This window comes from Amycolatopsis sacchari (genome assembly GCF_900114035.1).
Taxonomy (GTDB): Bacteria; Actinomycetota; Actinomycetes; order Mycobacteriales; family Pseudonocardiaceae; genus Amycolatopsis_E; species Amycolatopsis_E sacchari.
In genome coordinates this window covers 396,939-421,044 of sequence record NZ_FORP01000001.1, presented here as the reverse complement: position 1 = coordinate 421,044, position 24,106 = coordinate 396,939, and the positions used below count along the sequence as shown (strand labels likewise).

Below are 24,106 nucleotides of genomic sequence, written 5' to 3'. Positions count from 1 at the left end.
ACCCGCCCGTCTTCCCGATCAAACCCCGGAAGTCAGCCTCGCGCAACGACCAGCGTCCGCGTGCCGCCGTCGCCCCGCCGGGTGATCCCGCGGGCGTCGAGCTGTTCCAGCAGGGGCACCGCGACCCGGCGCGTGGTGCCGAGCGCCCGCCGCGCTTCGCTCACCGTGAAGGGCTGCGGCAGCGTCGCGAGCGTCGCGGCCGCGCGCTCGAAGGCGTCCGGCCCCAGCACGATCCCGTCGGCGACGCGCACCAGCCGTCCCGTGCGCACCGCGGCGGCGAGTTCCCGCGTGCCGAGCTTCAGCTCGGTCAGCTCGTCGGCTTCCGGCGCGCGGAACGGTTCGGCGGCCAGCCACTCCTCGACCGTCCGCACCGCCTTGTCCACGCGCGGCGGCAGTCCCGTGCCGGGCTTCCGGACCAGGCCGTCCGCCACCTCCAGCCCGGTGCCCGCCAGCAGCCTGGGCACGAGCTCGGCCGCGGGCAGCCCGGCTTCCTGCCGCAGGGCCTCCAGCGGCATGCCCGCCGCCACGTCGTGCTCCGCGGCCCAGCGCTTCACGGCCGCCACGGCGTGTTCGCGCCGTTCGCGCCACCAGTCCGGGTCGACGACCCACTCACCGATCCGCTGACCGGTCCCCGGCAGGCCCATCGCGCGCAGCTCGGCCGCCTTCGCGCACGCCGGCGGGCGGACCCCGCCTTGTGCCAGCTCCTCCGCACGTGCCCGGGCCGCACCCCGCCGCCGCAGCGCCGGTGGTCGCACGTCGAGGACTTCGACTCCGGCGGCGACGCGGTGTTCACCGGGATCCCGCAGCAGCCCGGTGTCGCCGACCCGCAACGGCAGCGGCCGGGCCAGGCGCAGCCGGGCCGCGTCCGTCCCGAGTGGACGGACGTGCACCGGCACCGCGGCGGAGCCCAGGTGCAGCACCAGCTGGCGGTGCAACTCCCCCGCCCCGCGCAGCGCCACGTCGAGCTCCGCCGTCTCCCACCACGCGCCCGGGGTGCGGACGGTGTCGCCGCGGCCGATGGCGCGGCGGTCCACCCCGCGCAGGTTCACCGCGACCCGCGCCACCGCGGCGACTTCGGCGCGGTCCTCGCCCAGCGACTGCAGCCCGCGCACGGTGACGCGCTGCCCGGCGTGCTCAAGCTCGTCGCCCACGCGGATGGTGCCGCCCGCCAGCGTCCCGGTCACGACGGTGCCCGCCCCGCGGACGGTGAACGACCGGTCCACCCACAACCGCACGTCCGCCTCCCGGTCCGGCTGGGGCAGGCGGTCGACGAGCGCGGCCAGTTCCGCGCGCACGCGGGCGAGGTCGGTGCCGAGCACGACGGGCGGATCGGCGAGCGACGTGCCCGCGAAACGGTCCCTCGCCTGCGCGATCGCGGGCTGCGGGTCGGCGAGGTCGGCCTTGCTGATCACCAGCAGCGCCTGCCGGACACCGAGCGCGTCGAGTGCGGCGAGGTGCTCGTCCGACTGCGGCATCCAGCCCTCGGTCGCGGCGACGACGAACAGCACCGCGGGCACCGGTCCCACCCCGGCCAGCATGTTGGCGACGAACCGTTCGTGCCCCGGCACGTCGACGAACGCGATGCGCCTGCCGTCCAGTTCGGTCCACGCGAAGCCGAGGTCGATCGTCAGCCCGCGGCGGCGTTCCTCGGCGAGCCGGTCGGGCCACATCCCGGTGAGCCGGTGCACCAGCGTGGACTTGCCGTGGTCCACGTGGCCGGCGGTGGCTACGACGAACACGCCAGCACCGCCGCCACCAGCAGCTCGTCCTCCTCCGGCGCGACCGTGCGCAGGTCGAGCACGCACCGCCCGGCCTCCAGCCGTCCGACCACCGGCGGGTCGCCGGTGCGCAGCGGCGCCGCGCACGTCTCCGGCAGGCTCACCCCGGCGCTGGGCAGTTCGACGCCGGGCGCGCCTCCCCCGCCGACCGCCGCGGAACAGTCCACGGCACGCGCTCCGGGCAGCCGGGCGGCGATCCGTTCCGCGCGGGCACGCAGCTCCGCCGGGTCCGCGGTAAGCGCTTTCTCGACCGGCGGGGGCGGGCCCACGAGGGTGGCTTCGAGCGCGGCCAGGGTGAGCTTGTCCACGCGCAGCGCGCGGGCGGCCGGGTGCCGTCGCAGCCGTTCGACCAGCCCCGCTTCGCCGAGCAGCAGCCCCGCCTGCGGGCCGCCGAGGAGCTTGTCACCGCTGGCCGTCACGAGGTCGGCGCCTTCGCGCAGTGCGGTGGTGGCGTCGGGCTCGCCGGGCAGGACCGGGTGCGGGCGCAGCAGGCCGGAGCCGATGTCCACCACGAGCGGTACGTCGAGCTTCGCCAGCTCGCGGATGCCCACGGCGGAGGTGAAGCCGGTGACCTGGAAGTTCGACGGGTGCACCTTGAGCACGAAACCGGTTTCCCCGCCGATGGCCGTCGTGTAGTCGCGGAGGCTCGTGCGGTTCGTGGTGCCGACCTCGCGCAGCCGCGCCCCCGTCGATTCCAGCAGCTCGGGGATGCGGAACCCGTCGCCGATTTCGACCAGTTCGCCCCGGCTGATCACGATTTCCTTGCCGGGGGCCAGGACGAGCGCGGTGAGCAGGAGCGCGGCGGCGTTGTTGTTGACCACGTGCACGCCGCCGGCCTCGGGTACTTCGGCCGCCAGTGCGGCGAGCGCGCCGCGGCCCCGTTTCGCGCGGCGGCCGGTGGCGAGGTCGAACTCCACGTCGGTGGCGCGGCCCGCGGTGGTGACGGCCTCCAGCGCGGCCTGGGAGAGCGGGGCGCGCCCGAGGTTGGTGTGCACGACGACGCCGGTCGCGTTGATCACCGGGCGCAGGCTCGCGGCGGTCGCGGGCAGCGCGGCGACGGCGTGCTCGGCCACCTGCTCCGGCTCGATCTCCCCGGCACGGGCGCGTTGCTGCGCGTGCGCGATCACGGACTTCACGAGCGTGCGGCCCAGGACCCGTTCCGCTTCGGCGAGCCGGGGGTGGGTGAGCAGGACGTCCGTGCGGGGGACCCGGCGGCGGGGGTCACCCACGGCAGGCCCCGGGAGCGTGGCGGAGGCGGACGGGAATCGAACCCGCCAGCGGCAGGACCTGCCCCTCGACGGTTTTGAAGACCGCGCCGGTCACCAGACCGGATACGCCTCCCTGGACCATGGCGACCATCATGGCAAGCCCCGGGCGGCGGCGCGAACCCGGCGGGGGCAGCATGGTCGCATGGCCACCCGACTGACCCAGTACGCCCACGGTGGCGGCTGCGCCTGCAAGATCCCGCCCGGTGAGCTGGAGGACGTGGTCCGCGGGCTCGTCGCGGCCCGTCCGCGGGACCCGGCGGGCGAGCTGCTGGTGGGCCTCGACGACGGCGACGACGCGGCCGCGGTGCGCATCGAGGGCGGCACGGCGTTGATCGCGACGACGGACTTTTTCACCCCGGTGGTGGACGATCCCTACGACTGGGGCCGGATCGCGGCGGCGAACGCGCTTTCCGACGTGTACGCGATGGGCGGGCGGCCGGTCGTGGCGGTCAACCTGCTGGGGTGGCCGCGTGAGGTGCTGCCGTTCGAGCTGGCGGCGGAGACGCTGCGCGGCGGGCTGGACGTCTGCGCCGCCGCGGGGTGTCACCTCGCGGGCGGGCACAGCGTGGACGACCCGGAGCCGAAGTACGGCCTCGCGGTGACGGGCGTGGCCGACCCGGACCGGTTGCTGCGCAACGATTCCGGCAAACCCGGCGTTCCGCTGTCGCTGACCAAACCGCTCGGGATCGGCGTGCTCAACAGCAGGCACAAGGCGACGGGAGAGCGCTTTCCGGAGGCGATCGAGGTGATGACGACGCTCAACGCCGAGGCGTCCAGGGCGGCGCTGGCGGCGGGCGTCGAGTGCGCGACCGATGTCACGGGGTTCGGGTTGCTGGGGCACCTGCACAAACTCGCGAGGGCGAGCGGCGTGACGGCGGTGGTCGACTCGGCTGCGGTGTCCTATGTGGAGGGTGCACGGGAGGCGCTGGCGGCGGGTTACGTCAGCGGCGGTACGCGGCGGAACCTGGACTGGGTCGCGCCCCACGTGGACCTGTCGGCGGTGAGCGAGGAGGAGGCCCTGCTGCTCGCGGACGCCCAGACGTCGGGCGGGCTGCTCCTCGCCGGGGAGATCCCGGGCGCCCCGGTCATCGGGGAGCTCGTGCCCCGCGGGGAGCACACGATCGTGGTCCGGTAAGCGCTTTCAGGGGTGTTGGGGCTGAGCTACGAGCTCCGGCGGAGGGGCAGCCGCGGGTCAGGTGCTGCTGCCTCCGAGGGAGCCGTGGGTCGGGTATTGCTGCCCCCGGCGGCGAGGGAGCCACGAGTCACGTAGTGCTGTCCCGTAGAAGGGGCAGCCGCGGGTCGGGCGTTGCCGCCCCCGAGGGAGCCGCGGGTCAAGTGCTGCTGTCCCCCGCGCAATGGGAGCCGCGAGTCGGGTAGTGCTGCCCCGTCGAAGGGGGAGCCGCGAGGCACGTAGTGCTGCCCCGTCCGAGGGGCAGCCGCGGGTCAGGTGCTGCTGCCCCGAGGGAGCCGCCGGTCAGGTGTTGCTGCCTCCGTCGGAGTTCTGCGTGCCGAGGCGGCCGCCGGGGAAGTTGTGGCCGTAGCCGGGGTGCGGGCCGCGGAACTGGTGCTGACCGGTGCCGTGCCCGGCGGTGGCGTGGCCGATCGCGAAGCCGCCGCCCCCGCCGATGAGGAACGCGGCCGCGATCGCCGCCGCGATCAGGGCCGTCCGGCGGCCACGTCGCGGTGGGACGGGGCCGCCCCTCGGCGGGGCGTAGTACGGCGGTGGTGGTGGCTGGTTGCCGCCGGGTGTGCCCGGTTGGGGTGCTGCGCCCGGCGCCTGGTGCGACGCCGTTTCCGGGCCTGAGCCCGCCGCGTGCCCGGGAGGCTGCTCCCCCGCGGGCTGTCCGGCGGGCGGCTGGTCGGCCGTGCCTTGCCCCGTCGGAGACGGTGCTGCCGAGGCCTGATCGGCGACGGCCTGGCCTGCTGCGGCCTGGTCGGCGGGAGTTTGTCCTGCCGTGACTTGGGCGGCCGCCTGGCCTGCCGTGGCCTGGTCGGCGGGCGGCTGGTCCGGGACGCCGTGCCCGGCGGTGGCCTGGCCTGCCGGAGCCTGCGCTGCCGTGGCCTGGTCAGCGGCGAGCGGCCCTGCCGGAGCCTGTCCGGCAGAAGGCCACCCTGCCGCGGCCTGTCCTGCCGTGGGTTCCGAGCCTGCCTCCCCGGAACCCGCAGCCGCGTGGCCGGCGGCAAAGCGTCCGGTCGCGGCTTCCGGGCCCGCAGCGCCCGGCGCCTGTCCACCCGATCCCGGCGCGCCTTCCGGCCGCTCGGGTTCTTGCCTCTGCTCCATGCCCTGATGGTCGGTCGCGACGCTGAAAAGAGGCCGTGGCCACCCTGAAGAGTTCCTGTGAAACCCGCGCCGTATAGGTCGTTATACGGCATGATCAGCGACAGGACGGGTAACCGGCGATCATGACGACCTCGCCCTTCGAGCCGGACCCGCACCTCGGCGAGCAGCGCATCGCCGCCGCCGATCCCGGGCCCGGCGCACCCGAACCCGCACCCGGCTTCGGCCCCCGCGGCAGCGACGACGTCTCCCCCGACGAAGCGCCCGACGAGGACCGCGAGGATTCCTGAGGCCCCACCGCACCCTCACCGGCCTCCGGCGAACTGCACCACCTGCTGGTACGTCGGCCGGTTCTGCCAGCTGATCGGATCGTGGGTGATGCCGCCCATGGGGCGCTGGACGATCGAGTCCGCGCACCACTGCTGCCCCGCCGCACACGTGCCATCCGTCGGGTACACCGACGTCGCCGGCTCGGCCGCCGCCTGCGCCAGGCTCGTCAGCAGCGCCGTCCGGCACGCGGCCAGCGCCCCACCGCCGCAGTACGGCTGCGCGAGCCCGCCCGCCACCGGCTCCCCCAGCACCGCCCGCAGGTCCTTGTCCACATAGGACCACCACCCGTGCTGGAAGGCCGAACCGCGGTGGGGCGCCGCCTCGTTGGCCGAACCACCGCCACCGACCGGGCCGTTCTGCCCGTTCGACGGCGACTCGTTGATCTGCAGCGCCCCGGCCAGCGCCGTGAACAGCTCCTCCCCCATCCCCGGCCGGAACTCCGCCTGCACCAGCAGCGGCCACCACGCGTCCATCACCTTGATGGCGTCCGCATCGGCGTACGTCTTGCTGCCCGGCGCCGTCTCGACGCGCTTCGCCCCGTGCGACAGCCACGTGCGCAACTCGGCCACCGCCGCCGCCTGCGCCGGATCGGTCACCGGCGCGCTGTCGATGACCTTCAACAGGGTCGGCAGCACCTCCTCGCCCCGCAGGTCGGTCACCGCCGCGTCCTCCATCGCGCGCACGACGTCCGCCCGGCTCACCGGGGTTCCGCTCGCCACCAGCGCCGAAAGCCGCGTGTCCAGCAGATCGGCCCGGTGCACGCTCGCCTCGCCGAACGCCGCCGACGTGTAGTCCCGCGCCTGCTTGTTGTTCCACGACACGTAGTAGTCCTGGTTCACCGACTGCGGGTGCTCGGCGTCGCCGGTGCGGTCCGACGTGTTCGTGGCCGGGTCCCAGTTGCGCCACTCGTACCGCGGCTCACCCACCACCGGCAGGTTAGGGTCCACAGTGGACGGCCGCACGGGGTTCCAGCCCGAGTTGTAGTAAGCGGTTTCCGTGGCGTTCACGTAGAACCAGTTGAAGGTGTAGTTGATCTGCGCCGCGGCGGCCTGGAACTGGGCGGCCGTCCGCATCTGCGCCGGGTCGTTGAACCGCTGGAACCCGACGATCGAATCGGCCTCGTGCCGGTAGGTCGAGCGCTGCGCCGCGTACGCCACCGGGAGCCCGCCGATCGTCGCCCGGTACTGCACGAGCCCGTACCGCGTCCGGTACACGACGAGCCGGTACGAGCCGGCCGCCGTGGTGTCGGCGACCGTCGGCTGCCAGGAGTTGCGCACCTCCAGCGGTTCCATCGGCACGCACTGCCCGTTGTCCAGGTAGTACGTCGAGTCCGGGCCCGGCGCCGAGCCGTCCGGAGCGCACAGCTGGAGCGCGAACGTGTCCGTGACGTCCTGCGAGGCCGACGTCGCGCTCCAGGCGTAGTCCTGCCCGCGCCCGAGCTGCACGTAGAAGTTGGTGCCCGCGAAGGAAACCCCGCGTGCGCTGATCCCGGGCCCCTGCAGTTCCTGCAACATCAGCAGCTGCGGCGCGAAATACCCCGTCTGGGGACCGAAGACCGCGATGGGATGCCCGTCGTCGGTGTAGCGGCCGGACACGACGAGCGCATTGGACATGCCGTGCTTGCCGGACAACCCAGGCAGCACGCCCTTGTCGAACATCCCCTTCGCGGGCGCGAGCGCCGGTGGCACTGCGACGTCCGCAGACGCGGGCGCCGCGCTCGCCGCCGAGCCCGTCGGGTCGTAGACCTCCTGCTGCGGCCGGACCGAAGCGGGATCCGGCAGCGCGACCCCCTCGGGGTTCGCGGGGCTCGCGGCGTATGGGAAGGACTGCCCGTCGTGCAGCGTCAGCGTGGCCTCGGGGTCGTTCTGCTCCCGGAAGGACTGCCACACCTGCTCGCCCAGCGCCGGGCCGTACTTGGCCTGCGCGGCCTGTTTGACGAGCGCGGACTGGACCTCGCCACCACCGCCGGTGCCGAACAACGCGCCGACGACCCCGGCGATCGCAATGAGATCGGTCGCCACGAACGGCTGGATCGTGCCGGCGTTGGTGATCGCGTCCACGTGCCCGGTGAGCACGTACTCGCCGGGGAAGTAGCGGCCCGCCTTCGCCTGGCGGATGTAGGTGTTGAGGCCGTCGAGGTAGGCGGTGATGTCGGCGAGCGCCTGCGACCCGGCGGCCCCGCTCGCGGCGATCCGGTCCACCTGGGACTGCAGGTCCTGCTCCGTGTACGGGGCGGCGGCCCAGAAGGTCTGCTCCAGCTCCCGGTTGCCCTCGGCACCACCGGCGAAGCTGGTCAGCTGCCCGCGCCCGACGTGCCGGAACAGGTCCATCAGCCACAGCCGGTCCTGCGCCGCCGCGTACCCGGCGCCGAACTCCGTGCCGGACCGCGTGGTGCCGTAGACGTGGGGGACGCCGGTCGCCTTGTCCCGCACGATGCTCACGTCCGAGCGCGGCCGGATCGTGCTCTGCAGCTGGTCCGGCGGCACGCCGAAGGCGGAGGAGTTGAAGTACTCGTCGATCGTGGCGTCGGTGATCGACCGGTAGTCGTTCGGCAGTGCCGCGTACGGGCCGAGCTGGTCGGAGGCGTGTGCCGGCTTGGTGCCGAACAGCTTGTTGGCGAGGATTTCGGCGAGCGTCGCGTTGCCGTTCTCGCCGGGCGGCAGGATGTCGTGGCACTGGTTGCCGCAGTAGTCGGTGGTCGCCGCCTCGGCAGGGGAAGCGACGACGGGAGCGACGGCCGTGACCGCCGCGAGCAGGGCCGCCGTGGCCCGTGTCCTGGCTGTCCGGAACATGCACCGGGACGGTACGCGCGGACTCCGTTATTACGAAAGTCCCTCACGTTTTCTTCCGTCGAACGGGCCAGTCCGTACGGAGGGCTTCCGGCCAGGACCGGAAGCCCTCCGCCCCCTCACACCAGTTCGTACGCGGTCTCCGCGGGCTTCTCCGCGCGCCGCCTGCGGACGACGCCCGAGATCGCGATCAGCAGGCCCACCACGGCGATCCCGGTGACGACGCTCAACGCCGGGCGCAGGCCCGTGAGCAGGTTCGCCGCCGACGCGTCCTCACCGCCGTTCGCGGTGAGCACCGCCGTGACGACGGCCAGGCCGATGGCGCCGCCCACCTGGAGCGAGGTGTTCAGCAGGCCGCCCGCCAGCCCCTGCTCGTCGTCGCTGATCCCGGTCGTGGCCTGGATGTTCAGCGACGAGAACGCGAGCGTGAAGCCGATGCCGAGCAGGATCATGCTGGGCAGCACGGAACCGGCGTACCCGGAGTGCTCGTCGACGCGCAGGAACAGCGCGTACGCGGCGACGTGGGCGACGACCCCGGCGAGGATCGTGCGCGGCGTGCCGATGCGGTCGATGAGCGGTTCGATGCGCGGCGATCCGAACGCGACGATCAGCGCCGCGGGCAGGAAGCCGAGCGCGGTCTGCAGCGCGGACCAGCCCAGCACCGACTGCAGGTAGAGCATCACGACGAACTGGAACCCGATGTAGGCGCCGAAGAACAGCGCGCCGCCGAGGTTCGCCCGCGCCAGCGGGCCGGAGCGCAGGATGCCCAGGCGCAGCAAGGGGTGCGGGCTGCGCCGCTCGATCAGGACGAACGCGGTCAGCAACGCCGCGGCGACCACGAACGAGATGAGCGTGCGCGGCGCCGCCCAGCCGACCTGGGGTGCTTCGACGACGGCGAACACCAGCAGCAGCGAACCGGCGGCGCCGGTGACCGCGCCGGGCAGGTCGTAGCCGCCGCGGCCGCGGTCGGGCCGGTAGGACGGGACGAGCCGGTAGCCGAAGGCCAGCGCGGCCAGCGCGATCGGCACGGGCAGCAGGAACGTCCAGCGCCAGCCGACCTCGGTCAGCAGTCCCGAGAACACCAGGCCCGCGGAGTACCCGCTGGCGCCGAACACGGCGAAGATGCTGATGGCGCGGTTGCGCGCCGGGCCCTCGTGGAACGTCGTGGTGATGATCGACAGCGCCGCCGGCGCGGTGAAGGCGGCCGCCAGCCCCTTCACGAAGCGGCTCGCGATGAGCAGCGCGCCGTTGTCGACGAGGCCGCCGAGCAGCGACGCGAACGCGAACACGGTGACCGCGACGAGGAAGACCCGGCGGCGGCCGAGCAGGTCGGCGGCGCGCCCGCCGAGCAGGAGCAGCCCGCCGTAGCCGAGGACGTAGCCGCTGACGACCCACTGCAGCGCGCTCGTCGAGAGGTTCAGGTCCGCCCGGATCGAGGGCAGGGCGACGCCGACCATCGACACGTCGAGCGCGTCGAGGCCGATCACGGTGGACACGGTGAGCAGGACACCCCACAACCGCGCGTTCCAGTGCGTCGAGGAGGTGGACAAGGGCTCGGGTGAACTCATGGAGCCGAGATTACATGCGTCTGCATCTAATGCAAGAGGATTTAATGTGTTTGCATAAAATTCACACGCATGCTATGGTGCGGTCGTGAGCGACGTAGCCGAACGGGGTCTGCTGAGGCAGTGGCACGACCTGCTGAGCCTGCACGCGACCGTGTCAGGGGCGCTGGAGAGCAGGCTGCAGGAGCGGCACGGCATCGGGGTGACGGAGTTCGAAGCGCTCGAACAGCTCGTGACGGCGGGGCGGCAGTGCCGCGGCACCGAGCTGACCGAGGTGGTGCACCTGAGCCAGAGCGCCACTTCCCGCCTCGTGGCCCGGATGGAGCGCGAGGGTCTCGTCGAGCGCTCGATGTGCGAGGACGACCGCCGCGGGGTGTTCGTCAACGTGACCGAGGAGGGCCGTCGGCGCTACCAGGAGGCCAAGCCGACCCACCGCGAGGTACTGGCGGAACTGCTCTCCTGATCGTCATCCTTCCGACGACACTCCTCTTGTCATCGTCGCGACGACTTCTTATCCTGGAAGTGCGCGTTGACATGGGAAAAGACAAGGAGGGACAGACGATGTTGATGCGCACCGACCCCTTCCGTGAACTGGACCGGCTCACCTCGCAGGTGTTCGGCACCCCCGGCACCTGGTCCCGCCCGACCTCAATGCCGATGGACGCCTACCGCGCCGGCGACGAGTTCGTGGTCTGCTTCGACCTCCCCGGCCTGACCGCCGACGCCATCGAACTGGACGTCGAGCGCAACGTGCTCACCGTCAAGGCCGAGCGGCGTCCCCCGCACGGCGGCGAGGACGTCGAGATGCAGGTTTCCGAGCGGCCGCTGGGCGTCTTCTCGCGCCAGCTGTTCCTCGGCGACGGTCTCGACACCGAGCACATCCACGCCGACTACGAGGCGGGCGTGCTGACGCTGCGCATCCCGGTCGCCGAGCAAGCCAAGCCGCGCCGCATCGAGATCGCCGGCAAGGACGAGCCCAAGCAGCTGGGCGCCTGACCCCGCGCCTGCCGGGGACGACCCGGCGGGCGCTGTCCACATCGGAGTCCACATCGGACCCCGGTCAGACCTCGCGAGCCTGTTCCAGCAAGGCTTCCCCGAGTGCGGCGGCCTCCGCGCGGGACAGGCTCACCCACTCCACGTGGTCGTCGTCCCGGCCCGAGGAGATCCGCAGTGCCACCCAGCCGGTCGGCACCACCGGCAGCTCCGCGCGGCTCACCGTGATGCGCCGCCCGCACCGCGTCGCCAGCGTCTTCCGCCGACCGGACATCCCGCACCTCCGCTGACCAGAACCCGTGCTACACGGGATAGAGCGCGCGGGATGCGGCCGCTATTCCCCTCCGGCCGGGCCGACGTCCGGCTGCCGGCCGGGCCGCAGCGCCGCGTGCCGTTGCCCGGACCAGGCCCCCGCCGGGCGGCGAGCGCGTCGGCGACGAAGCCCGTGCAGCAGGTCCACCACCAGCTCCCGCCGCGGCCAGGTCTGCGGCGGAGCGCCGACGCCGGTGGCGTTCTCCAGGATCTGGTCGTTGCTCAGCCGCACCACGGTGAACATCGCCGACGCCACCGGGCCACGCAGGCCGGCGTTGGCCATCAGCGCCCGCACCACCCCGGCGAGCGCGCCCTGGCCGAAGTGCATCACCAGGTTCCCGCGCAACCGCGAGCCGGTCAGCCGTGCGAGGACCGCGCCGGGGACCTGCGAGTCCGGCCGTCCGGTGCACCGGCCCTGCCACACCGCGCTCCTCAGCATGGCTCCCGGCTACCTGCTGCGCGGCGGGGAAACCTCAGGCGACCTCGTCGACCGCGAGCAGTCCCGCCAGGCCGAGGAACGAGAGCCCGCTGCCGAAGGCGATCCGCCGCCGCACGCGCGGCCGGATCCCGCCCGCGCCGAGCCACGCGCCGGCGGCGATGTAGCCCAGCCCCACGACCAGTTCCACCACGAGGTAGGCCAGCCCCAGCAACGCGAGCCCGGACGCCTCGGTGGTGAACTGCGGCAGCAGCGCGGCGAACAACAGCAGCGCCTTCGGATTGCTGATGGCTACGGCGAACTCGTGGGCCACCACCGGCCACCAGCCGCCCGGAGCCGGGGCGGGGCCGTCGGCTTCCGGGAGGCGCCGCGCCTGGCGCAGGCTGCCGATGCCGATCCACAACAGGTACGCCACACCCACCCACTTGATCACGGTGAGCGCTGTGGCCGAGGCGGCCAGCGCCGCCCCGAGTCCCGCGACCGCGAGTCCGATGAGGACCGTGAAGGCCGCCAGCCTGCCGCCCACCCCGGCGAGGGCGTGTCCCGGCCCGTGGCGCACCGCGTTGGTCAGGCCGAGCAGCTGGTTGGCGCCGGGGATGAGGGAGACGAGGAGTGCGGCGGGGAGAAAACCGGCCCAGTTGGTCACGGCGCCGATGCTAGCTCGGCTCCCGGGCGACGGGGCCGGACGAGCAGGCAGGTGTGCACACCCGGGCAACCGCGGTTTCCGCATCCCCCATCCGGGCAACCCACCAGGCACGTTCTTCTGGGAGGTTGCCATGACTGACAGGACACGCCTGCACTGGGTACCGGCCACCGCCGCCCGCTGCTGGCTCAGCCTCTTCGCCGGCGTCGTGCTGCTCGGCTCCAGCATCTGGATGCTCAGCACCGGCGACGAGCGGCTGCCGGTGTTCAGCGTGGTCGCGGCGGTCGCGGCGGCGCTGCTCGTGATCATCGCGGTGGTCGGCCTCGTCTCCCCGCGACTGCGGGGACGTTGATCAGCCGGCGTCCACGTCGCGGAAGAACTCGCGCAGCGCGGCGGCGAGTTCAGCGGGTGCTTCCAGCGCGGCGTAGTGCCCCACGCCGTCGAGCGTGACCGAGCGGATCTTCCCGGCCGCGACCTGGGAGACGGTGTTCGCCGTGAAGTCGCCACCTCCGGCGCCCACGGCGAGCACCGGCACCGTCAGCGGATGCGCCTGGGCGAGCGCCACGATCTCGTCCCCCTCACGCAGCATCGATTGGTAGAGACCACTCGCGCCGCGGAAGCCGGAGGGGCGCGAGTAGGTCCTGGTGAACTCGTCGAGGTCCGCGTCGGTGATCGCGTCCGGCTTCGCGCTCAACGCGGGGAACGCGAACTGGCCGAGGAACTCCCGTTCGCGCCCGGCGAGCAGCAGTTCGGGGATCCCGGGCGCGGCCAGCACTCCGATGTGCCAGCTGCCGCCGCGGGTGACGTCTCCCAGCGCTTCCAGGCCGAAGCCCGGCAGGCCCATCTCGATCGCGGTGAAGCTGCGGACGTCCTCGGGGTAGGTGGCGGCGAGCCGGAAGACGGTGGCACCGCTGATGTCCTGGCCCGTCAGGTGGACGGGTCCCGCGCCGAGCAGGCCGATCAGCTCGTGGAGGTCCTGCGCCGCGGTGGCGCTGTCGTACTCCCCCGGCCCGGCGTCGGAGTCACCGAAACCGCGGAGGTCCACGGCGAACACGCGGTGGTCCGCGGCGAGCAGCGGGATCAGCCGCGAGAACGCCCACCACGATTCGGGGAACCCGTGGACGAGCAGGACCGGGGAGCCCGTGGTACCGGCCTCGACGTAGTGCAGGCGGGTGCCGTTCACGGCGGCGGTGTGGTGGGTGAGCTCGGGCATGGCGTCCTCCAAATGGACAACTTAGTTGTCTTCAAGAATAGACAACTCTGTTGTCTTTGTCGAGGACCGTACGCTGAGGGCCATGTCCCGTTCCGGTGCCGACCTCGCCCTGCTCCTCCTCGGCGGCTTCCGCACGCTCGTGGACGCGGCGCAGGCGGAGCTCGCGAAGCGTGGTCACGCGGACGTCCGGCCGGTCCACGACTTCGCGATCAGGGCGATCGCCGCGGGCGCCGACAGCGCGTCCGAACTGGGCCGCCGCATGGCGGTCTCCAAGCAGGCGGCCGCGAAGACGATCGCCGTGCTGCAGGAGCGCGGGTACGTCGCACGCGAGCCCGACCCCGCGGACGCCCGCCGCAAACGGCTGCGGGTGACCGATCGCGGCTTCGAAATGCTGCGGACCGGCGAAGCGGTCTTCGACGAGCTGCGCGAGGAGTGGCGCCGCCGGATCGGCGCGGCGCAGCTGGACGAGCTCGAGGCGCGGTTGACCGAATTGGTGGGGAAGGACCCCGTTCGCCTGGACGCGCCCGGATGGGTGGCACGAGACCTCGGCTGATCGCCGACTTAAGGTCAGTGCCATGGAATATCGGCAGCTGGGTAGGTCGGGACTGCGGGTCTCGGTTCTCACGATGGGCACGATGACGTTCGGCGGCCGGGGGGTGTTCGGCAACGTCGGCAACACCGGGGTGGACGACGCGCGGCGGCAGGTGGACCGCTACCTCGACGCGGGCGGGAACCTCGTCGACACCGCGAACGTGTACTCCGGCGGGTTGTCCGAGGAGATCGTCGGGCAGGTGCTGCGCGGGCGGTGGGACCGCACGCTCATCGCGACCAAGGCCAGGATGGCGATGGGCGACGGCCCGAACGACGCCGGCCTGTCGCGGCACCACCTCGTGCGCGAGTGCGAGGCGAGCCTGCGGCGGCTGGGCACCGACCACATCGACCTCTACCAGGTGCACGAGTGGGACGGCCTGACCCCGCTCGAAGAGACCCTCGCCGCGCTCGACGACCTCGTGCGGGCGGGCAAGGTCCGCTACGTCGGGGCGTCCAACTACTCGGGCTGGCACCTGATGAAAGCGCTCTCCGTGTCCGAAAAGCACGGCTACGCGCGCTTCGTCAGCCAGCAGATCTACTACTCCCTCCAGGCGCGCGAGGCGGAGTACGAACTGGTGCCGATCTCGCTCGACCAGGGGCTGGGCGTCCTCGTGTGGAGCCCGCTCGCCGGTGGCCTGCTGTCGGGCAAGTACCGGCGCGGGCAGCAGGCGCCCGAGGGCTCGCGGCACCTGTCCGACTGGGACGAACCACCCGTGCGCGACCAGGACAAGCTCTACGACACCGTCGAGGAGCTCGTCTCCATCGCGGAGTCGCACGGTGTCTCCCCGGCGCAGGTGGCGCTGGCCTACCTGCTCGGCAAGCCCGCGGTGACCTCACTCGTGATCGGCGCCCGCACCGAGGAGCAGCTCGCCGACAACCTCGGCGCGGCGGGCCTGCGACTGTCCGAAGAGGACCGGAAGCGGCTCGACGCGGTGAGCGCGCCGCCCCTGCTGTACCCGTACTGGCACCAGGTGAAGACCGCGTCCGACCGGCTCGGCCCCGCCGACCTGTCGCTGCTCGGCCCGCACCGGTAAGCGCTATCCGCCCACGCCGAGTGCCTGCCGCGCCCCCGGGTGCAGCGGCACCGGCGCCGTGCGGGACGCCAGCTCCCTGCTGATGTCCTTCGCCGCCGGGTGCACGGATGCCAGCTCCGCCTTGTGGTCCACGAGCAACCGCGTGATCGCGCACGCCGAACCCACCGGGAAGTCCTCGCGCACCAGGAGGAGGTTGGGCACCACGATCGTGGGCACGTCGGCGGGCTGGCCGTACGCGGCGGCCGGGATGACCCCGGAGTCGTAGACCTCGTTGACCCGCTTGAGTTTCGGCAGCAACGGGGTCACGTCGAGGAACTTCACGCGGTCCCGCATGGACGTCACGATGTCGGTCAGCTGCGCGGTCGGCAGCCCGCCCGACCAGACCAGCCCGTCGAGCGTGCCCGCCTTGATCCCGTCCGCGGTCTTGGCCAGGTCCAGCCGCTGCGCCTGGATGTCGGCGGCCGGGTCCAGGCCCGCCGCCTCCAGCAGCCGGTTCGCGATCACCTCGGTGCCCGACTTCGGGGAGCCGGTGGAGATCCGCTTGCCGCGCATGTCGGCGACGCTGTCGATACCCGAGTCCGTCCGCACGAGCACCTGCGTGGAGTTCGGGTAGATCCGGGCCAGCGCCTGGATGTGCTGCGCCTGACCGTCGAAGGACCCCTTGCCCGCCACGGCGTCCGCGGCGGTGTCGGCGAGCGAGAAGGCGACGTCGTAGGTACCGGCCGACAGCTGCTGGATGTTCTGCACCGAGGCGCCGGTTTCGGCGGCCGTCGCCCGCAACGCCGTGTTGTTGCTGATCAGCTGCGCGAGCCCGCCGCCGAGCACGTAGTACACGCCACCGCTGTTGCCCGTGGCGATCGTGATCCGCCCGGCCGCGGCGGTGCACTCCGGCCCGCCCGCCGCCTGCTCGGTGCGCTGCTTCCCGCCGCAGCCCGCGACCGCCGTGAGCGCCAGCGCCACCGCGGTCAGTCCTGCCAGCAGCCGGTTCATGCCGTCCTCCTTCGCAGTACCGCGTGCATGACCACGGCGGCCACGCCGCATCCGGCGCCGACGGCGATCGGCACCGGTTCGAGGTAGAGCAGGCACAGCGCGGCCGGCACGAGCAGCACCCGCACCGGCCACGAGACCTCGCCGAACAGCCGGCCGCCCGTCACGACCGCCAGTGCGGCGACCGCGAGCGCGGACACCACGAGCACCCACACCACGGTGAGCGCGTCCGCCTGGAACAGCAGCGCCGCACCCGAGTCGGTGAGCACGAAGGCCAGCGGCACCAGGAACGCGGGCAGCGTGTACTTCCAGCACTGCCACATCGTCTTGATCACCGAACCCCCGGTGATGGCCGCGGCGGCGACGGCGGCGAGCGCGGTCGGCGGCGTCACCTCCGACAGGACCGCGTAGTAGAACAGGAACATCGCCCGCTCGGCCGCCGCGACGCCGAGGGTTTCCAGCGCCGGGCCGAGCACCACCCACGCGATGATGAACGACGCGGTGACCGGCACGGCGAGCCCGAGCACGCCGACGGCCACCGCGGACAGCACGACCGTCAGCACCAGCACCGCGGTCGGGTTGGTGGTGATGACGCGGGCCAGTTCGACCAGCGCGTCGGCGAGTTCGAGCCCGAGGCCCGTCTTGGCGATGGTCGAGGTGATCACCCCGGCGGCGGCGCACACCGCGATCACCGGCAGTGCGGACCGGACGCCGGTGGCGAGCGCGTTCACCAGGTCGCGTGCCCACCCGCGCAGGTCGCCCCGCCGCGCGATCAGGGCGAACGCCGCGGCCACCCCGGTGGCGTAGACCACCGCGGCGAACGGCGGGATGTCGAGCGCGAGGAACACGACGATGATGCCCAGCGACACGAAGTGGTACCCGCCGCGCAGCAGCAGCCGCCGGACCTCGCCGCGGTGCCGGTCCTCGTCCGGCTGCCGCGCGAAGCCGAACCGCCGGGCGTCGGCTTCCATCGCCAGCACGACGCCGAGGTAGTACAGCAGCGTCGGCAGCGTCGCCCAGATCAGCACCTGCAGGTAGGAGGTCTGCAGGTACTCGGCGATGATGAAGGCCGCCGCGCCGAGCGTCGGCGGGGACAGGATGGCGCCGATGCCCGCCGCGGCGAGCAGCCCGCCCGCCTGCTCACGCGGGTAGCCCGCCTTGCGCAGGATCGGCCACGTGATCGCGCCGACGCTGACGGCCGTGGCCGTGCCCGAACCGGAGACGGTGCCGAGCAGGAACCCGGAGAGCACGGTGGTCCGTCCCGGCGCGGTGCGCGACCGGCGGAACGCGGCGAACGAGATGTCCACGAAGAACCTGCCCGCGCCGGTCGCGTTGAGCACCGCGCCGTAGATCGTGAACAGCACGATGTAGGTCGCGGCGACGTCGAGCGGGGTGCCGTAGAAACCGCTCGCGTCGTTGTAGAGCGCGTTGACGATCTGCGCGAAGTCGATGCCCGCGTGCGCGATGCCCCAGTTCTGCGGCAGGTAGCCGCCGTAGTAGGCGTAGGCGAGGAACAGCAGGCACACCGCGGGCAGCACCCAGCCGGTCGCGCGGCGGGTGGCCTCCAGTACCAGGAGCAGCAGCAGCGCACCGGCGACGACGTCGAGAGTGGACAGCTGCCCCTGCCGGTCGAGGAACGCGTCGTAGCCCCCGAGCACCGGGTACAGCCCGACCACGAGCGCGACCACCGCGAGCACCCAGTCGAACAGGCCGGGGTCGTCACGCAGTGCCGTGGGGCGGGAGCGCGGCCGGTAGCAGAGGAACACCAGCGGCAGCGCGCAGCCGAGGAAGATGACCAGGTAGAACTGGTTCCCCTTGCTGTACGGGAAGAACACCTGCTTGAGCACGAGCACGCCGACGGCGAGCGCGACCAGGTGGACGAGCAGGTCCGTGCGGCGCGAAAGGCGGCGCGCCGGGCGCTCCTCGTCGTACTCGGCGACGAGGTCGGCGGGGTCATCTTTGACCGGTTTCGTCATCAACGCTCCCTTTGCGTTGATCACACGTTAGGGCTTCACGGCCCCCGGGGAAACCTCCGTTCGCCCGGCTTCGCGGAACGCGGCGGGCGAGAGGGTCCACCACACCAGGACGGCGCCGATCCCGTGCACCGCCGCACCGGCGAACCACACCCCGCGCAGGCTCCAGTGCGCGGCGATCAGGCCACCCGCCAGCGAGCCGAGCGGCGTCAGGCCCCACGCCAGCGCGCGGTGGCTGGTCAGGACCCTGCCGAGCAGCGCGCGGGGCGTGAACCGCTGACGGCTGGACTGCGAGCACACGTTCCACACCAGCGTCGCGGCCGTCATCACCACCAGCACCGCGCCCACGGCGGCGGGCCACGGCGGCAGCACCGCGATCAGCAGGCTGGTACCCGCGGCGAAGGTCTGCGCGATCCGCATCGACCACGAGTAGCCCAGCCGCGCGACGATCCGGTGCACCACGAACGACGAGAGGATCCAGCCCGCCGCGAGGCACGTGAGCAGCGCGCCGTAGCCGACCGGGCCGATGCGCAGCACCTCGGTGGCGTAGAGCACGAGCATCGCGTTGCCCGCGCTCGCGGCGAAGGACCCGAGCGCGACGGTGATCGTGATCGCCCGCAGCAGCGGGGTGCGCACCAGGTACCGCAGCCCCTCCCCCACGTCCCGCAGCGGATGCGCCCGTGAGGGTGTGACCGGCGCGGACGGGATGCCGCGGACCAGCAGCAGCGCCAGCAGGGCCGCGACGCACGCCAGCCACGCCGGCAGCCCGGCCGCGAAGGCCACGAGCCAGCCCGTGAACGGCGGCACGACGAACTGCACGAGGCCGCGGTCGATGAGCTGCAGCCGGGTGTTGGCGGCGGTGAGCCGGTCCGGCGGCACGACCTCCGGCACGAGCGCGCCGCTCGCGCCGTCGCCGAGCACCTGCGCCGAGGTCAGCGCGAAGGCCGCGAGCATGAGCAGCGGCAGGCTCAGCAGATGCGCGGTGCCGAGCACGGCGAGGACGAGCGCGGCGGCGACCTCCACGGCGAAGGCCCAGGCGAGCACGGTGGTGCGGCGTACGCGGTCGATGAGCACCCCGGCGAACAGCGAGAACAGCAGCCACGGCGACTGCCCGGCCACGTTCACCCAGGACACGTGCCGCGGGTCGGTCGTGATCGAGACCGCCAGCAGCGGCAGCGCGGCCAGGACCAGCCCCTCCGCGGTCGAAGCCGAGATCGCCACCGCCTGGAGCCGCTTCCAGCCACCGTCCCCCGTCACGGGGGACCAGTGTGCCAAGGCGCTCCCCCGCTCGTCGTCCCTTTTTTTGCGTGCCGCAAGTAAGTGACAGAGCGCACGTTTCCGCCACACCCGGCGCGGGCATTCGATCTTCGTGACTCTCGCGTCCGATCCCCACCTCGACCTCGACTTCGCTCTCGACAACGGGTTGCGCGCCTACGCACTGGCCGTCAGCGCGGCGGTCGGCACGGGCTGGGAGGCGTGCTCGGTCGACAGCGGCACGCCGATGACCGCCTACATCGCCGTCGACGGGTCCGTGCCGGGCCACGACGCGTGCGACGTAGCGCTGCTCTGGCACGAGGACCGCGGCTGGGCGGTGGTGCTGGAGACGCCGTCGGGCGAGGACCTCACGCTGGCGCGGCTCGGCGGACCGGTCGTCGCGGCACCGGAGGCCGTCGCCGGGTTCCTCGCGGCCGTGCGCTCCGGAACGCGCCCGGCGGCGCGGCCGGTGGTGCCGTCGTCGTCGGTCGAGCTGGCCGCGGAACTGGGCGCGTACCAGGGGGATCCGCTGCCGTAGCGCCCACCGGTTGCCCGATTCGCCCGGAACCGTTGCCGGTCACCAGAAGCCCGTAGCGCGCCCATCCTCGCAGGGACTAGGTTCCTGAACCACGGGGGCCGTCCGGTCCCCGCCTGTGCCGTCCATTGTGGACACCGTCACCGGCGAGGAGCGGCGTGCCGAGGACCCTGTCGCACGACGAGTGCGTGAAGCTGGTGCGCTCGCCCGTGCGTTACCGCCGGGCGGAGCTGTCGGTCGACGGCCGGGACGCCTTCGTGCGCACCTGCCTGGTGCTGGACAACGGCGACTTCCTCGTGCCCGGCGACCGGGCGCTGGTCCGGACCGCGGCGGGCCGCACCGTCACGGTGACCGTGACCCACCGGAACCGGCACGTCCCCGGAGGCTGGACGGTGAGCGGGATCGGCCTGGCGAGGCCACTCGTCGCCGCCGACCGGCCGGTACCGCTGCCGCGCGCCACCGAGCAGGATCTCGACTTCCGCACCGGTGTGCGGGTCGTGGTCGCCCGGCTGACCGGCCAGCTGGTCTCGGTGGCCGAGGAGGTCTGAACCGCTGCCGCACTGCTCGCCGGCTGTCCAATCAGGACAGACGTCCCTGGGAGCCGTTGCCGGGCAGGCGCAGCCGCCGGTCCACCACCGCCCGCGCCACCTCGGCCAGCGGCTGCCCCCGCCGGTAGGCGTGCACCCGCAGCCGGACCAGCGCGTCCAGGACCGGGATCCCGAGCTGCACGGCCACCATGCCCGCGGCCTGGTGCACCTCGGCGTGCCACAGCGCGGCCTCCCGGCACCGCGGACGGGGACCCCGCTCAGCTCGTCGATCGCCAGCAGCAGCGCCGTGTCGGCGTACACCACCGCGTCCAGCAGCTCCTCGGTGCCCGGTTCGCGGGGCTCGTCGCGGTGCAGGTCGAGCACCCCCACGCTCAGCGCGCCCAGCATGAGCGGCACGCTGTACAGCGCACGGACACCCCGCGCCGTGGCTTCGGGCGCGAAGGCGGGCCAGCGCCCGGCACCGCCCTGCGCGGCCAGGTCGACGGCCACCACCAGCGTCCCGGACCCCGCCGCGTCGACGCCCGGCCCCTCGCCGAGGTTCACCGCCAGCTCGGTCGGCCCGTCCGCGCCCGTCGCGTACACCAGTTCCAGCGCGCCGGGCCGCCCGGCCAGCGCCAATCCCGCGCCGCTCAGGGAAAGCGCGTCCACCACCGCCAGGCACACGTGACGCGACGACACGTGTTCCCCACGCCGCCGCGCGCAGTCCACCACGGCGGCCCAGACCCGCAGCACGCGGTCGGTTGCCACTCCTCCATCCATTCCGGGCCGGGCGGCCCCCGCGCCGGTGCGGCCCGCCACCTCCGCCCCCTCGTTCCCGGACGGAGCCTCATCATGATCGCGTCGACGGGGCGCCGGTAGGGAAGAAAGCCCCTAGCGCCGCGAGGCCCTCCTTCCTGGTCTTATCCCGGCCTTGGTGCCAAGCTGAGGGCATGCCTGTGGATGATCCGCCGACGGGTGAGGGCGCGCCGTCACTGCGGGGCACCCTGTCCCAGTTGCGGCTCCGCGAGCTGCTGGTCGAAGTGCAGGACCGCGTCGAGCAGCTCGTCGGCGCGCGCGACCAGATGGACGGGCTGCTGGAGGCGATGCTGGCCGTCGCCAGCGGGCTGGAGCTCGACACCACCCTGCGGCGGATCGTGCACGCGGCGATCGACCTCGTGGACTGCCGCTACGGCGCGCTGGGCGTGCTCAACTCCGACGGCGTCGGGCTCGCCGAGTTCGTCTACGAGGGCATCGACGAGGAGAAGCGCAAGGAGATCGGGCACCTGCCGGAAGGGCACGGGCTGCTGGGCCTGCTCATCGACCAGCCCAAGCCGATCCGGCTCATCGACATCGCGCGGCACCCGGCCTCGTCCGGGTTCCCGGCGCACCACCCGCCGATGCGCAGCTTCCTGGGCGTGCCGGTCCTGGTGCGGGACAAGGTGTTCGGCAACCTCTACCTCACGGAGAAGGCCGGTGGGCAGCCCTTCACCGAGGACGACGAGGTCGTCGTGCAGGCGCTCGCCGCCGCCGCGGGCATCGCGGTCGAGAACGCGCGCCTCTACGAGGACGCGAAGCACCGCCAGCGCTGGCAGGAGGCCACCAGCGAGATCCGCGCGGAACTGCTGTCGCGGGCCGAGCCCGCGGAGGTGCTCGACCTCATCGCGAACCGGACGCTGGGCCTCACCAGGGCGGACTACACGTTCATCGCGCAACCGGAGGACCCGGAGCTGCCACCGGAGGAGGTGGACGCCCTCGTCGTCACGGTCAGCGTCGGCCTGGACTCCGACGGGCTGCTCGGCCGCCGCATCCCGATCGACGGGTCCAGCTGCGGGGAGGCGTTCCGCAACGCGGCACCCGTGGAGACCGCGCGCCTGCGGTACGACCTGACCACCGACCTCGACGAGGAGTTCGGCCCGGCGCTCGTCCTGCCCCTGCGCGCCTCCGCCGACACCGTCTCCGGTGTCCTCGTCGCACTACGCCGCCCCGGCCGCGAACCGTTCGCGGCCGACCAGCTGCCCCTGGCGGCCTCCTTCGCCGACCAGGCCGCGCTCGCCCTCCAGCTCGCCGACGACCAGCGGCGCCTCTACGAACTCGAAGTCCTCGCCGACCGCGACCGCATCGCCCGCGACCTCCACGACCACGTCATCCAGCGCCTGTTCGCCCACGGCCTCGCCCTCCAGAGCACCCGCCTGCGCACCCGCTCCCCCGAAATCCAGCGCAGGCTTTCCGACGCGGTGGAGGACGTGCAGAGCATCGTCGCCGAGATCCGCACCGCGATCTTCGACCTGCACGGCGGCCTCCAAGGCACCACCCAGCTGCGCAAGCGGCTGCACGAGATCATCGCGGAGATCACCGCCGAATCCGGGCTCCAGTCAACGGTGCGGGTCTCCGGCCCGCTCGGCGTCGTGTCCGCCGAGCTGGCCGAGCACGCGGAAGCCGTCGTGCGCGAGGCGGTGAGCAACGCCGTGCGGCACGCAAGAGCGAACACGGTGACCATCACCATCTCCGTCGGCGACGACCTCGTCATCGACGTGACCGACGACGGCAGGGGCATGCCCGCCACGGTCGCCCGCAGCGGGCTGCACAACCTCGCCACCCGCGCCGAGGAGGCCGGGGGCCGTTTCGAGACGTCGGCGCCCGAGACCGGCGGCACCAAGGTCATGTGGAGCGCGCCGGTCTCCTGACGGCGAGTCCACTGTGGACTACGACGGCCGCACGACGGCGACGGGGCATTCGCTGTGGTGCAGCAGCGCCTGGCTCGTCGAGCCCAGCCCCATCCCGCTGAGCACGTGCCTGCCGCGGGAGCCGACGACGATCAGCTGGGCACCTTCCGCCCTGGCCAGCAGCCCGCGCACCGGCCGGTCGCGCACGACCTCCTGCCGGACCTCGACGTCCGGGTACTTCTCCCGCCAGCCCGCCATGCGCTCGGCCAGCAGCCTGCGCTCGTCCTGCTCGACGGCCTCCCAGTCGACGTCGAACGGCAACGCGGACCACGTCTCGGCGACGGACACGTCCACCCACGTGTGCACCGCGACGAGCGGCACCGCCCGCAACGCGGCCTCCTCGAACGCGAACGCGACGGCGGCTTCGCTGACCTCGGACCCGTCCACGCCGACGACCACCGGGCCGCTCTCGGGCGGCGGGTCCGCGGGCATCCGGCCCCGCACGACCACCACAGGGCTGTGCCCGTGCGCCGCGACGGCGGAGGACACCGAACCGACGAGCATGCCGCGGAACCCGCCGAGCCCCCGCGAACCCAGCACGACCATCAGCGCGTGCGCGGACTCGTCGATCAGCTCCCCCGCGGCGGGGCCGACGCGCAGCTCCGTCTGCAGCTCGACGCCGCCGTCGGCCTCCCACGCCTCGGCCCGCGCCTGCCGCAGCCAGCGGTGCCCCTGCTCGATCAGCGCCTCCAGGATCCCCGCCTCGGCCGAGCCTGCCACGTGCGGGCCCAGCGCAGGCAGGACGCAGGCGTTGAACAGGTGCAGCGGAACGTGGCGGCGGACCGCCTCCCGCGCCGCCCACCGGGTCGCGTGCAGCGCCGGTTCGGACCCGTCGACACCGACGACGACCGCTTGCCGTGCTTTCGTCTCCACCATG

At 73.0% G+C, this 24,106-nt stretch carries 24 protein-coding genes, 1 tRNA gene and 1 pseudogene; 11 read left to right on the top strand and 15 right to left on the bottom strand.

Annotated elements, in window-relative coordinates:
- Positions 1 to 32 precede the first annotated feature (32 nt).
- The 3 genes from BMZ92_RS02040 to BMZ92_RS02030 form a co-directional block, all read right to left on the bottom strand.
- Positions 33 to 1,739, bottom strand: a complete 1,707-nt coding sequence (locus tag BMZ92_RS02040) for a SelB domain-containing protein (RefSeq protein ID WP_091503901.1) — start codon at positions 1,737 to 1,739, stop codon at positions 33 to 35.
- Positions 1,727 to 3,007 carry an L-seryl-tRNA(Sec) selenium transferase gene (gene selA / locus BMZ92_RS02035; RefSeq protein ID WP_091503899.1) on the bottom strand — a complete coding sequence of 427 codons (1,281 nt, stop codon included), beginning with the start codon at positions 3,005 to 3,007 and terminating at the stop codon, positions 1,727 to 1,729. Before selA ends, BMZ92_RS02040 begins: the two co-directional genes overlap by 13 nt.
- A 17-nt stretch (positions 3,008 to 3,024) precedes the next feature.
- A tRNA-Sec gene (locus BMZ92_RS02030) sits at positions 3,025 to 3,119 on the bottom strand.
- Positions 3,120 to 3,188: 69 nt separating this feature from the next.
- Here BMZ92_RS02030 and selD point away from each other — a divergent pair.
- Complete coding sequence (gene selD / locus BMZ92_RS02025) at positions 3,189 to 4,181, top strand: selenide, water dikinase SelD (protein WP_091503898.1); 993 nt, start codon at positions 3,189 to 3,191, stop codon at positions 4,179 to 4,181.
- Positions 4,182 to 4,520: 339 nt separating this feature from the next.
- Here selD and BMZ92_RS36720 read toward each other — a convergent pair whose 3' ends face one another.
- On the bottom strand, positions 4,521 to 5,327 hold the full coding sequence (locus BMZ92_RS36720; protein ID WP_143249774.1) for a hypothetical protein: 807 nt from the start codon (positions 5,325 to 5,327) through the stop codon (positions 4,521 to 4,523).
- Between the two features lie 122 nt (positions 5,328 to 5,449).
- Here BMZ92_RS36720 and BMZ92_RS37205 point away from each other — a divergent pair, with 122 nt between their 5' ends.
- Positions 5,450 to 5,614: a hypothetical protein gene (locus tag BMZ92_RS37205; RefSeq protein WP_177228499.1), complete on the top strand. Its 165-nt coding sequence runs from the start codon at positions 5,450 to 5,452 to the stop codon at positions 5,612 to 5,614.
- A gap of 15 nt (positions 5,615 to 5,629) precedes the next feature.
- On the opposite strand, the gene BMZ92_RS02020 is transcribed toward BMZ92_RS37205, so the two are convergent.
- Both BMZ92_RS02020 and BMZ92_RS02015 read right to left on the bottom strand, forming a co-directional pair.
- Positions 5,630 to 8,446, bottom strand: coding sequence for a penicillin acylase family protein (locus tag BMZ92_RS02020; protein ID WP_091503896.1), 2,817 nt, complete (start codon positions 8,444 to 8,446; stop codon positions 5,630 to 5,632).
- Positions 8,447 to 8,562: 116 nt separating this feature from the next.
- Positions 8,563 to 10,011, bottom strand: a complete 1,449-nt coding sequence (locus BMZ92_RS02015) for an MFS transporter (RefSeq protein WP_091503895.1) — start codon at positions 10,009 to 10,011, stop codon at positions 8,563 to 8,565.
- 85 nt (positions 10,012 to 10,096) lie between these two features.
- Here BMZ92_RS02015 and BMZ92_RS02010 point away from each other — a divergent pair, with 85 nt between their 5' ends.
- Positions 10,097 to 10,471 (top strand): MarR family winged helix-turn-helix transcriptional regulator, encoded by a 375-nt coding sequence (locus tag BMZ92_RS02010; protein WP_091503893.1) that lies wholly within the window; start codon positions 10,097 to 10,099, stop codon positions 10,469 to 10,471.
- A gap of 98 nt (positions 10,472 to 10,569) precedes the next feature.
- The gene (locus BMZ92_RS02005; protein ID WP_091503892.1) at positions 10,570 to 11,004 is read left to right on the top strand and encodes an Hsp20/alpha crystallin family protein; all 435 of its coding nucleotides are present in this window, start codon (positions 10,570 to 10,572) and stop codon (positions 11,002 to 11,004) included.
- Positions 11,005 to 11,068: 64 nt separating this feature from the next.
- Here the strand turns inward: BMZ92_RS02005 and BMZ92_RS02000 are convergent, their stop codons facing one another.
- The 3 genes and pseudogenes from BMZ92_RS02000 to BMZ92_RS01990 all read right to left on the bottom strand — a co-directional run bounded on the left by BMZ92_RS02000 (position 11,069) and on the right by BMZ92_RS01990 (position 12,395).
- Complete coding sequence (locus BMZ92_RS02000) at positions 11,069 to 11,275, bottom strand: hypothetical protein (RefSeq protein ID WP_091503890.1); 207 nt, start codon at positions 11,273 to 11,275, stop codon at positions 11,069 to 11,071.
- Positions 11,276 to 11,335: 60 nt separating this feature from the next.
- Positions 11,336 to 11,752 (bottom strand): annotated as a pseudogene (locus BMZ92_RS01995) (hypothetical protein).
- Positions 11,753 to 11,786: 34 nt separating this feature from the next.
- Complete coding sequence (locus BMZ92_RS01990; RefSeq protein WP_245782834.1) at positions 11,787 to 12,395, bottom strand: LysE family translocator; 609 nt, start codon at positions 12,393 to 12,395, stop codon at positions 11,787 to 11,789.
- 130 nt (positions 12,396 to 12,525) lie between these two features.
- Here BMZ92_RS01990 and BMZ92_RS01985 point away from each other — a divergent pair, with 130 nt between their 5' ends.
- On the top strand, positions 12,526 to 12,744 hold the full coding sequence (locus tag BMZ92_RS01985) for a hypothetical protein (RefSeq protein ID WP_091503887.1): 219 nt from the start codon (positions 12,526 to 12,528) through the stop codon (positions 12,742 to 12,744).
- Here BMZ92_RS01985 and BMZ92_RS01980 read toward each other — a convergent pair whose 3' ends face one another.
- Positions 12,745 to 13,605 (bottom strand): alpha/beta fold hydrolase, encoded by an 861-nt coding sequence (locus BMZ92_RS01980; RefSeq protein WP_091503886.1) that lies wholly within the window; start codon positions 13,603 to 13,605, stop codon positions 12,745 to 12,747.
- A gap of 82 nt (positions 13,606 to 13,687) precedes the next feature.
- Here BMZ92_RS01980 and BMZ92_RS01975 point away from each other — a divergent pair, with 82 nt between their 5' ends.
- Together BMZ92_RS01975 and BMZ92_RS01970 are read left to right on the top strand one after the other, a co-directional pair.
- Complete coding sequence (locus BMZ92_RS01975) at positions 13,688 to 14,158, top strand: MarR family winged helix-turn-helix transcriptional regulator (protein WP_091503884.1); 471 nt, start codon at positions 13,688 to 13,690, stop codon at positions 14,156 to 14,158.
- A 22-nt stretch (positions 14,159 to 14,180) separates the two neighbouring features.
- Positions 14,181 to 15,230, top strand: a complete 1,050-nt coding sequence (locus BMZ92_RS01970) for an aldo/keto reductase (RefSeq protein ID WP_091503882.1) — start codon at positions 14,181 to 14,183, stop codon at positions 15,228 to 15,230.
- Between the two features lie 3 nt (positions 15,231 to 15,233).
- On the opposite strand, the gene BMZ92_RS01965 is transcribed toward BMZ92_RS01970, so the two are convergent.
- From BMZ92_RS01965 to BMZ92_RS01955, 3 genes are read right to left on the bottom strand one after another with little or no spacing between them, the layout of a single operon-like run.
- A complete protein-coding gene (locus BMZ92_RS01965; protein ID WP_091503881.1) occupies positions 15,234 to 16,220 on the bottom strand; it encodes a TAXI family TRAP transporter solute-binding subunit in 987 nt (328 codons plus the stop codon).
- A complete protein-coding gene (locus BMZ92_RS01960) occupies positions 16,217 to 18,193 on the bottom strand; it encodes a TRAP transporter permease (protein ID WP_091504301.1) in 1,977 nt (658 codons plus the stop codon). The genes BMZ92_RS01965 and BMZ92_RS01960 overlap by 4 nt, the downstream gene beginning before the upstream one ends.
- Positions 18,194 to 18,220: 27 nt before the next feature.
- Positions 18,221 to 19,447: an MFS transporter gene (locus BMZ92_RS01955; protein ID WP_245782832.1), complete on the bottom strand. Its 1,227-nt coding sequence runs from the start codon at positions 19,445 to 19,447 to the stop codon at positions 18,221 to 18,223.
- A gap of 112 nt (positions 19,448 to 19,559) precedes the next feature.
- On the opposite strand from BMZ92_RS01955, the gene BMZ92_RS01950 reads away from it, so the two are divergent.
- Both BMZ92_RS01950 and BMZ92_RS01945 read left to right on the top strand, forming a co-directional pair.
- Positions 19,560 to 19,982: a DUF6292 family protein gene (locus BMZ92_RS01950; RefSeq protein WP_091503879.1), complete on the top strand. Its 423-nt coding sequence runs from the start codon at positions 19,560 to 19,562 to the stop codon at positions 19,980 to 19,982.
- Between the two features lie 155 nt (positions 19,983 to 20,137).
- Positions 20,138 to 20,527 carry a hypothetical protein gene (locus BMZ92_RS01945; protein WP_091503877.1) on the top strand — a complete coding sequence of 130 codons (390 nt, stop codon included), beginning with the start codon at positions 20,138 to 20,140 and terminating at the stop codon, positions 20,525 to 20,527.
- A 31-nt stretch (positions 20,528 to 20,558) separates the two neighbouring features.
- Here the strand turns inward: BMZ92_RS01945 and BMZ92_RS36715 are convergent, their stop codons facing one another.
- Positions 20,559 to 20,717, bottom strand: coding sequence for a hypothetical protein (locus tag BMZ92_RS36715; RefSeq protein ID WP_177228498.1), 159 nt, complete (start codon positions 20,715 to 20,717; stop codon positions 20,559 to 20,561).
- Positions 20,718 to 20,912: 195 nt separating this feature from the next.
- On the opposite strand from BMZ92_RS36715, the gene BMZ92_RS36710 reads away from it, so the two are divergent.
- Positions 20,913 to 21,194, top strand: coding sequence for a hypothetical protein (locus BMZ92_RS36710; protein ID WP_143249772.1), 282 nt, complete (start codon positions 20,913 to 20,915; stop codon positions 21,192 to 21,194).
- A 262-nt stretch (positions 21,195 to 21,456) separates the two neighbouring features.
- Positions 21,457 to 23,190: a sensor histidine kinase gene (locus tag BMZ92_RS01935; RefSeq protein WP_091503874.1), complete on the top strand. Its 1,734-nt coding sequence runs from the start codon at positions 21,457 to 21,459 to the stop codon at positions 23,188 to 23,190.
- Positions 23,191 to 23,208: 18 nt separating this feature from the next.
- Here the strand turns inward: BMZ92_RS01935 and BMZ92_RS01930 are convergent, their stop codons facing one another.
- Positions 23,209 to 24,105, bottom strand: coding sequence for a universal stress protein (locus BMZ92_RS01930; protein ID WP_091503872.1), 897 nt, complete (start codon positions 24,103 to 24,105; stop codon positions 23,209 to 23,211).
- Position 24,106: the final 1 nt, after the last annotated feature.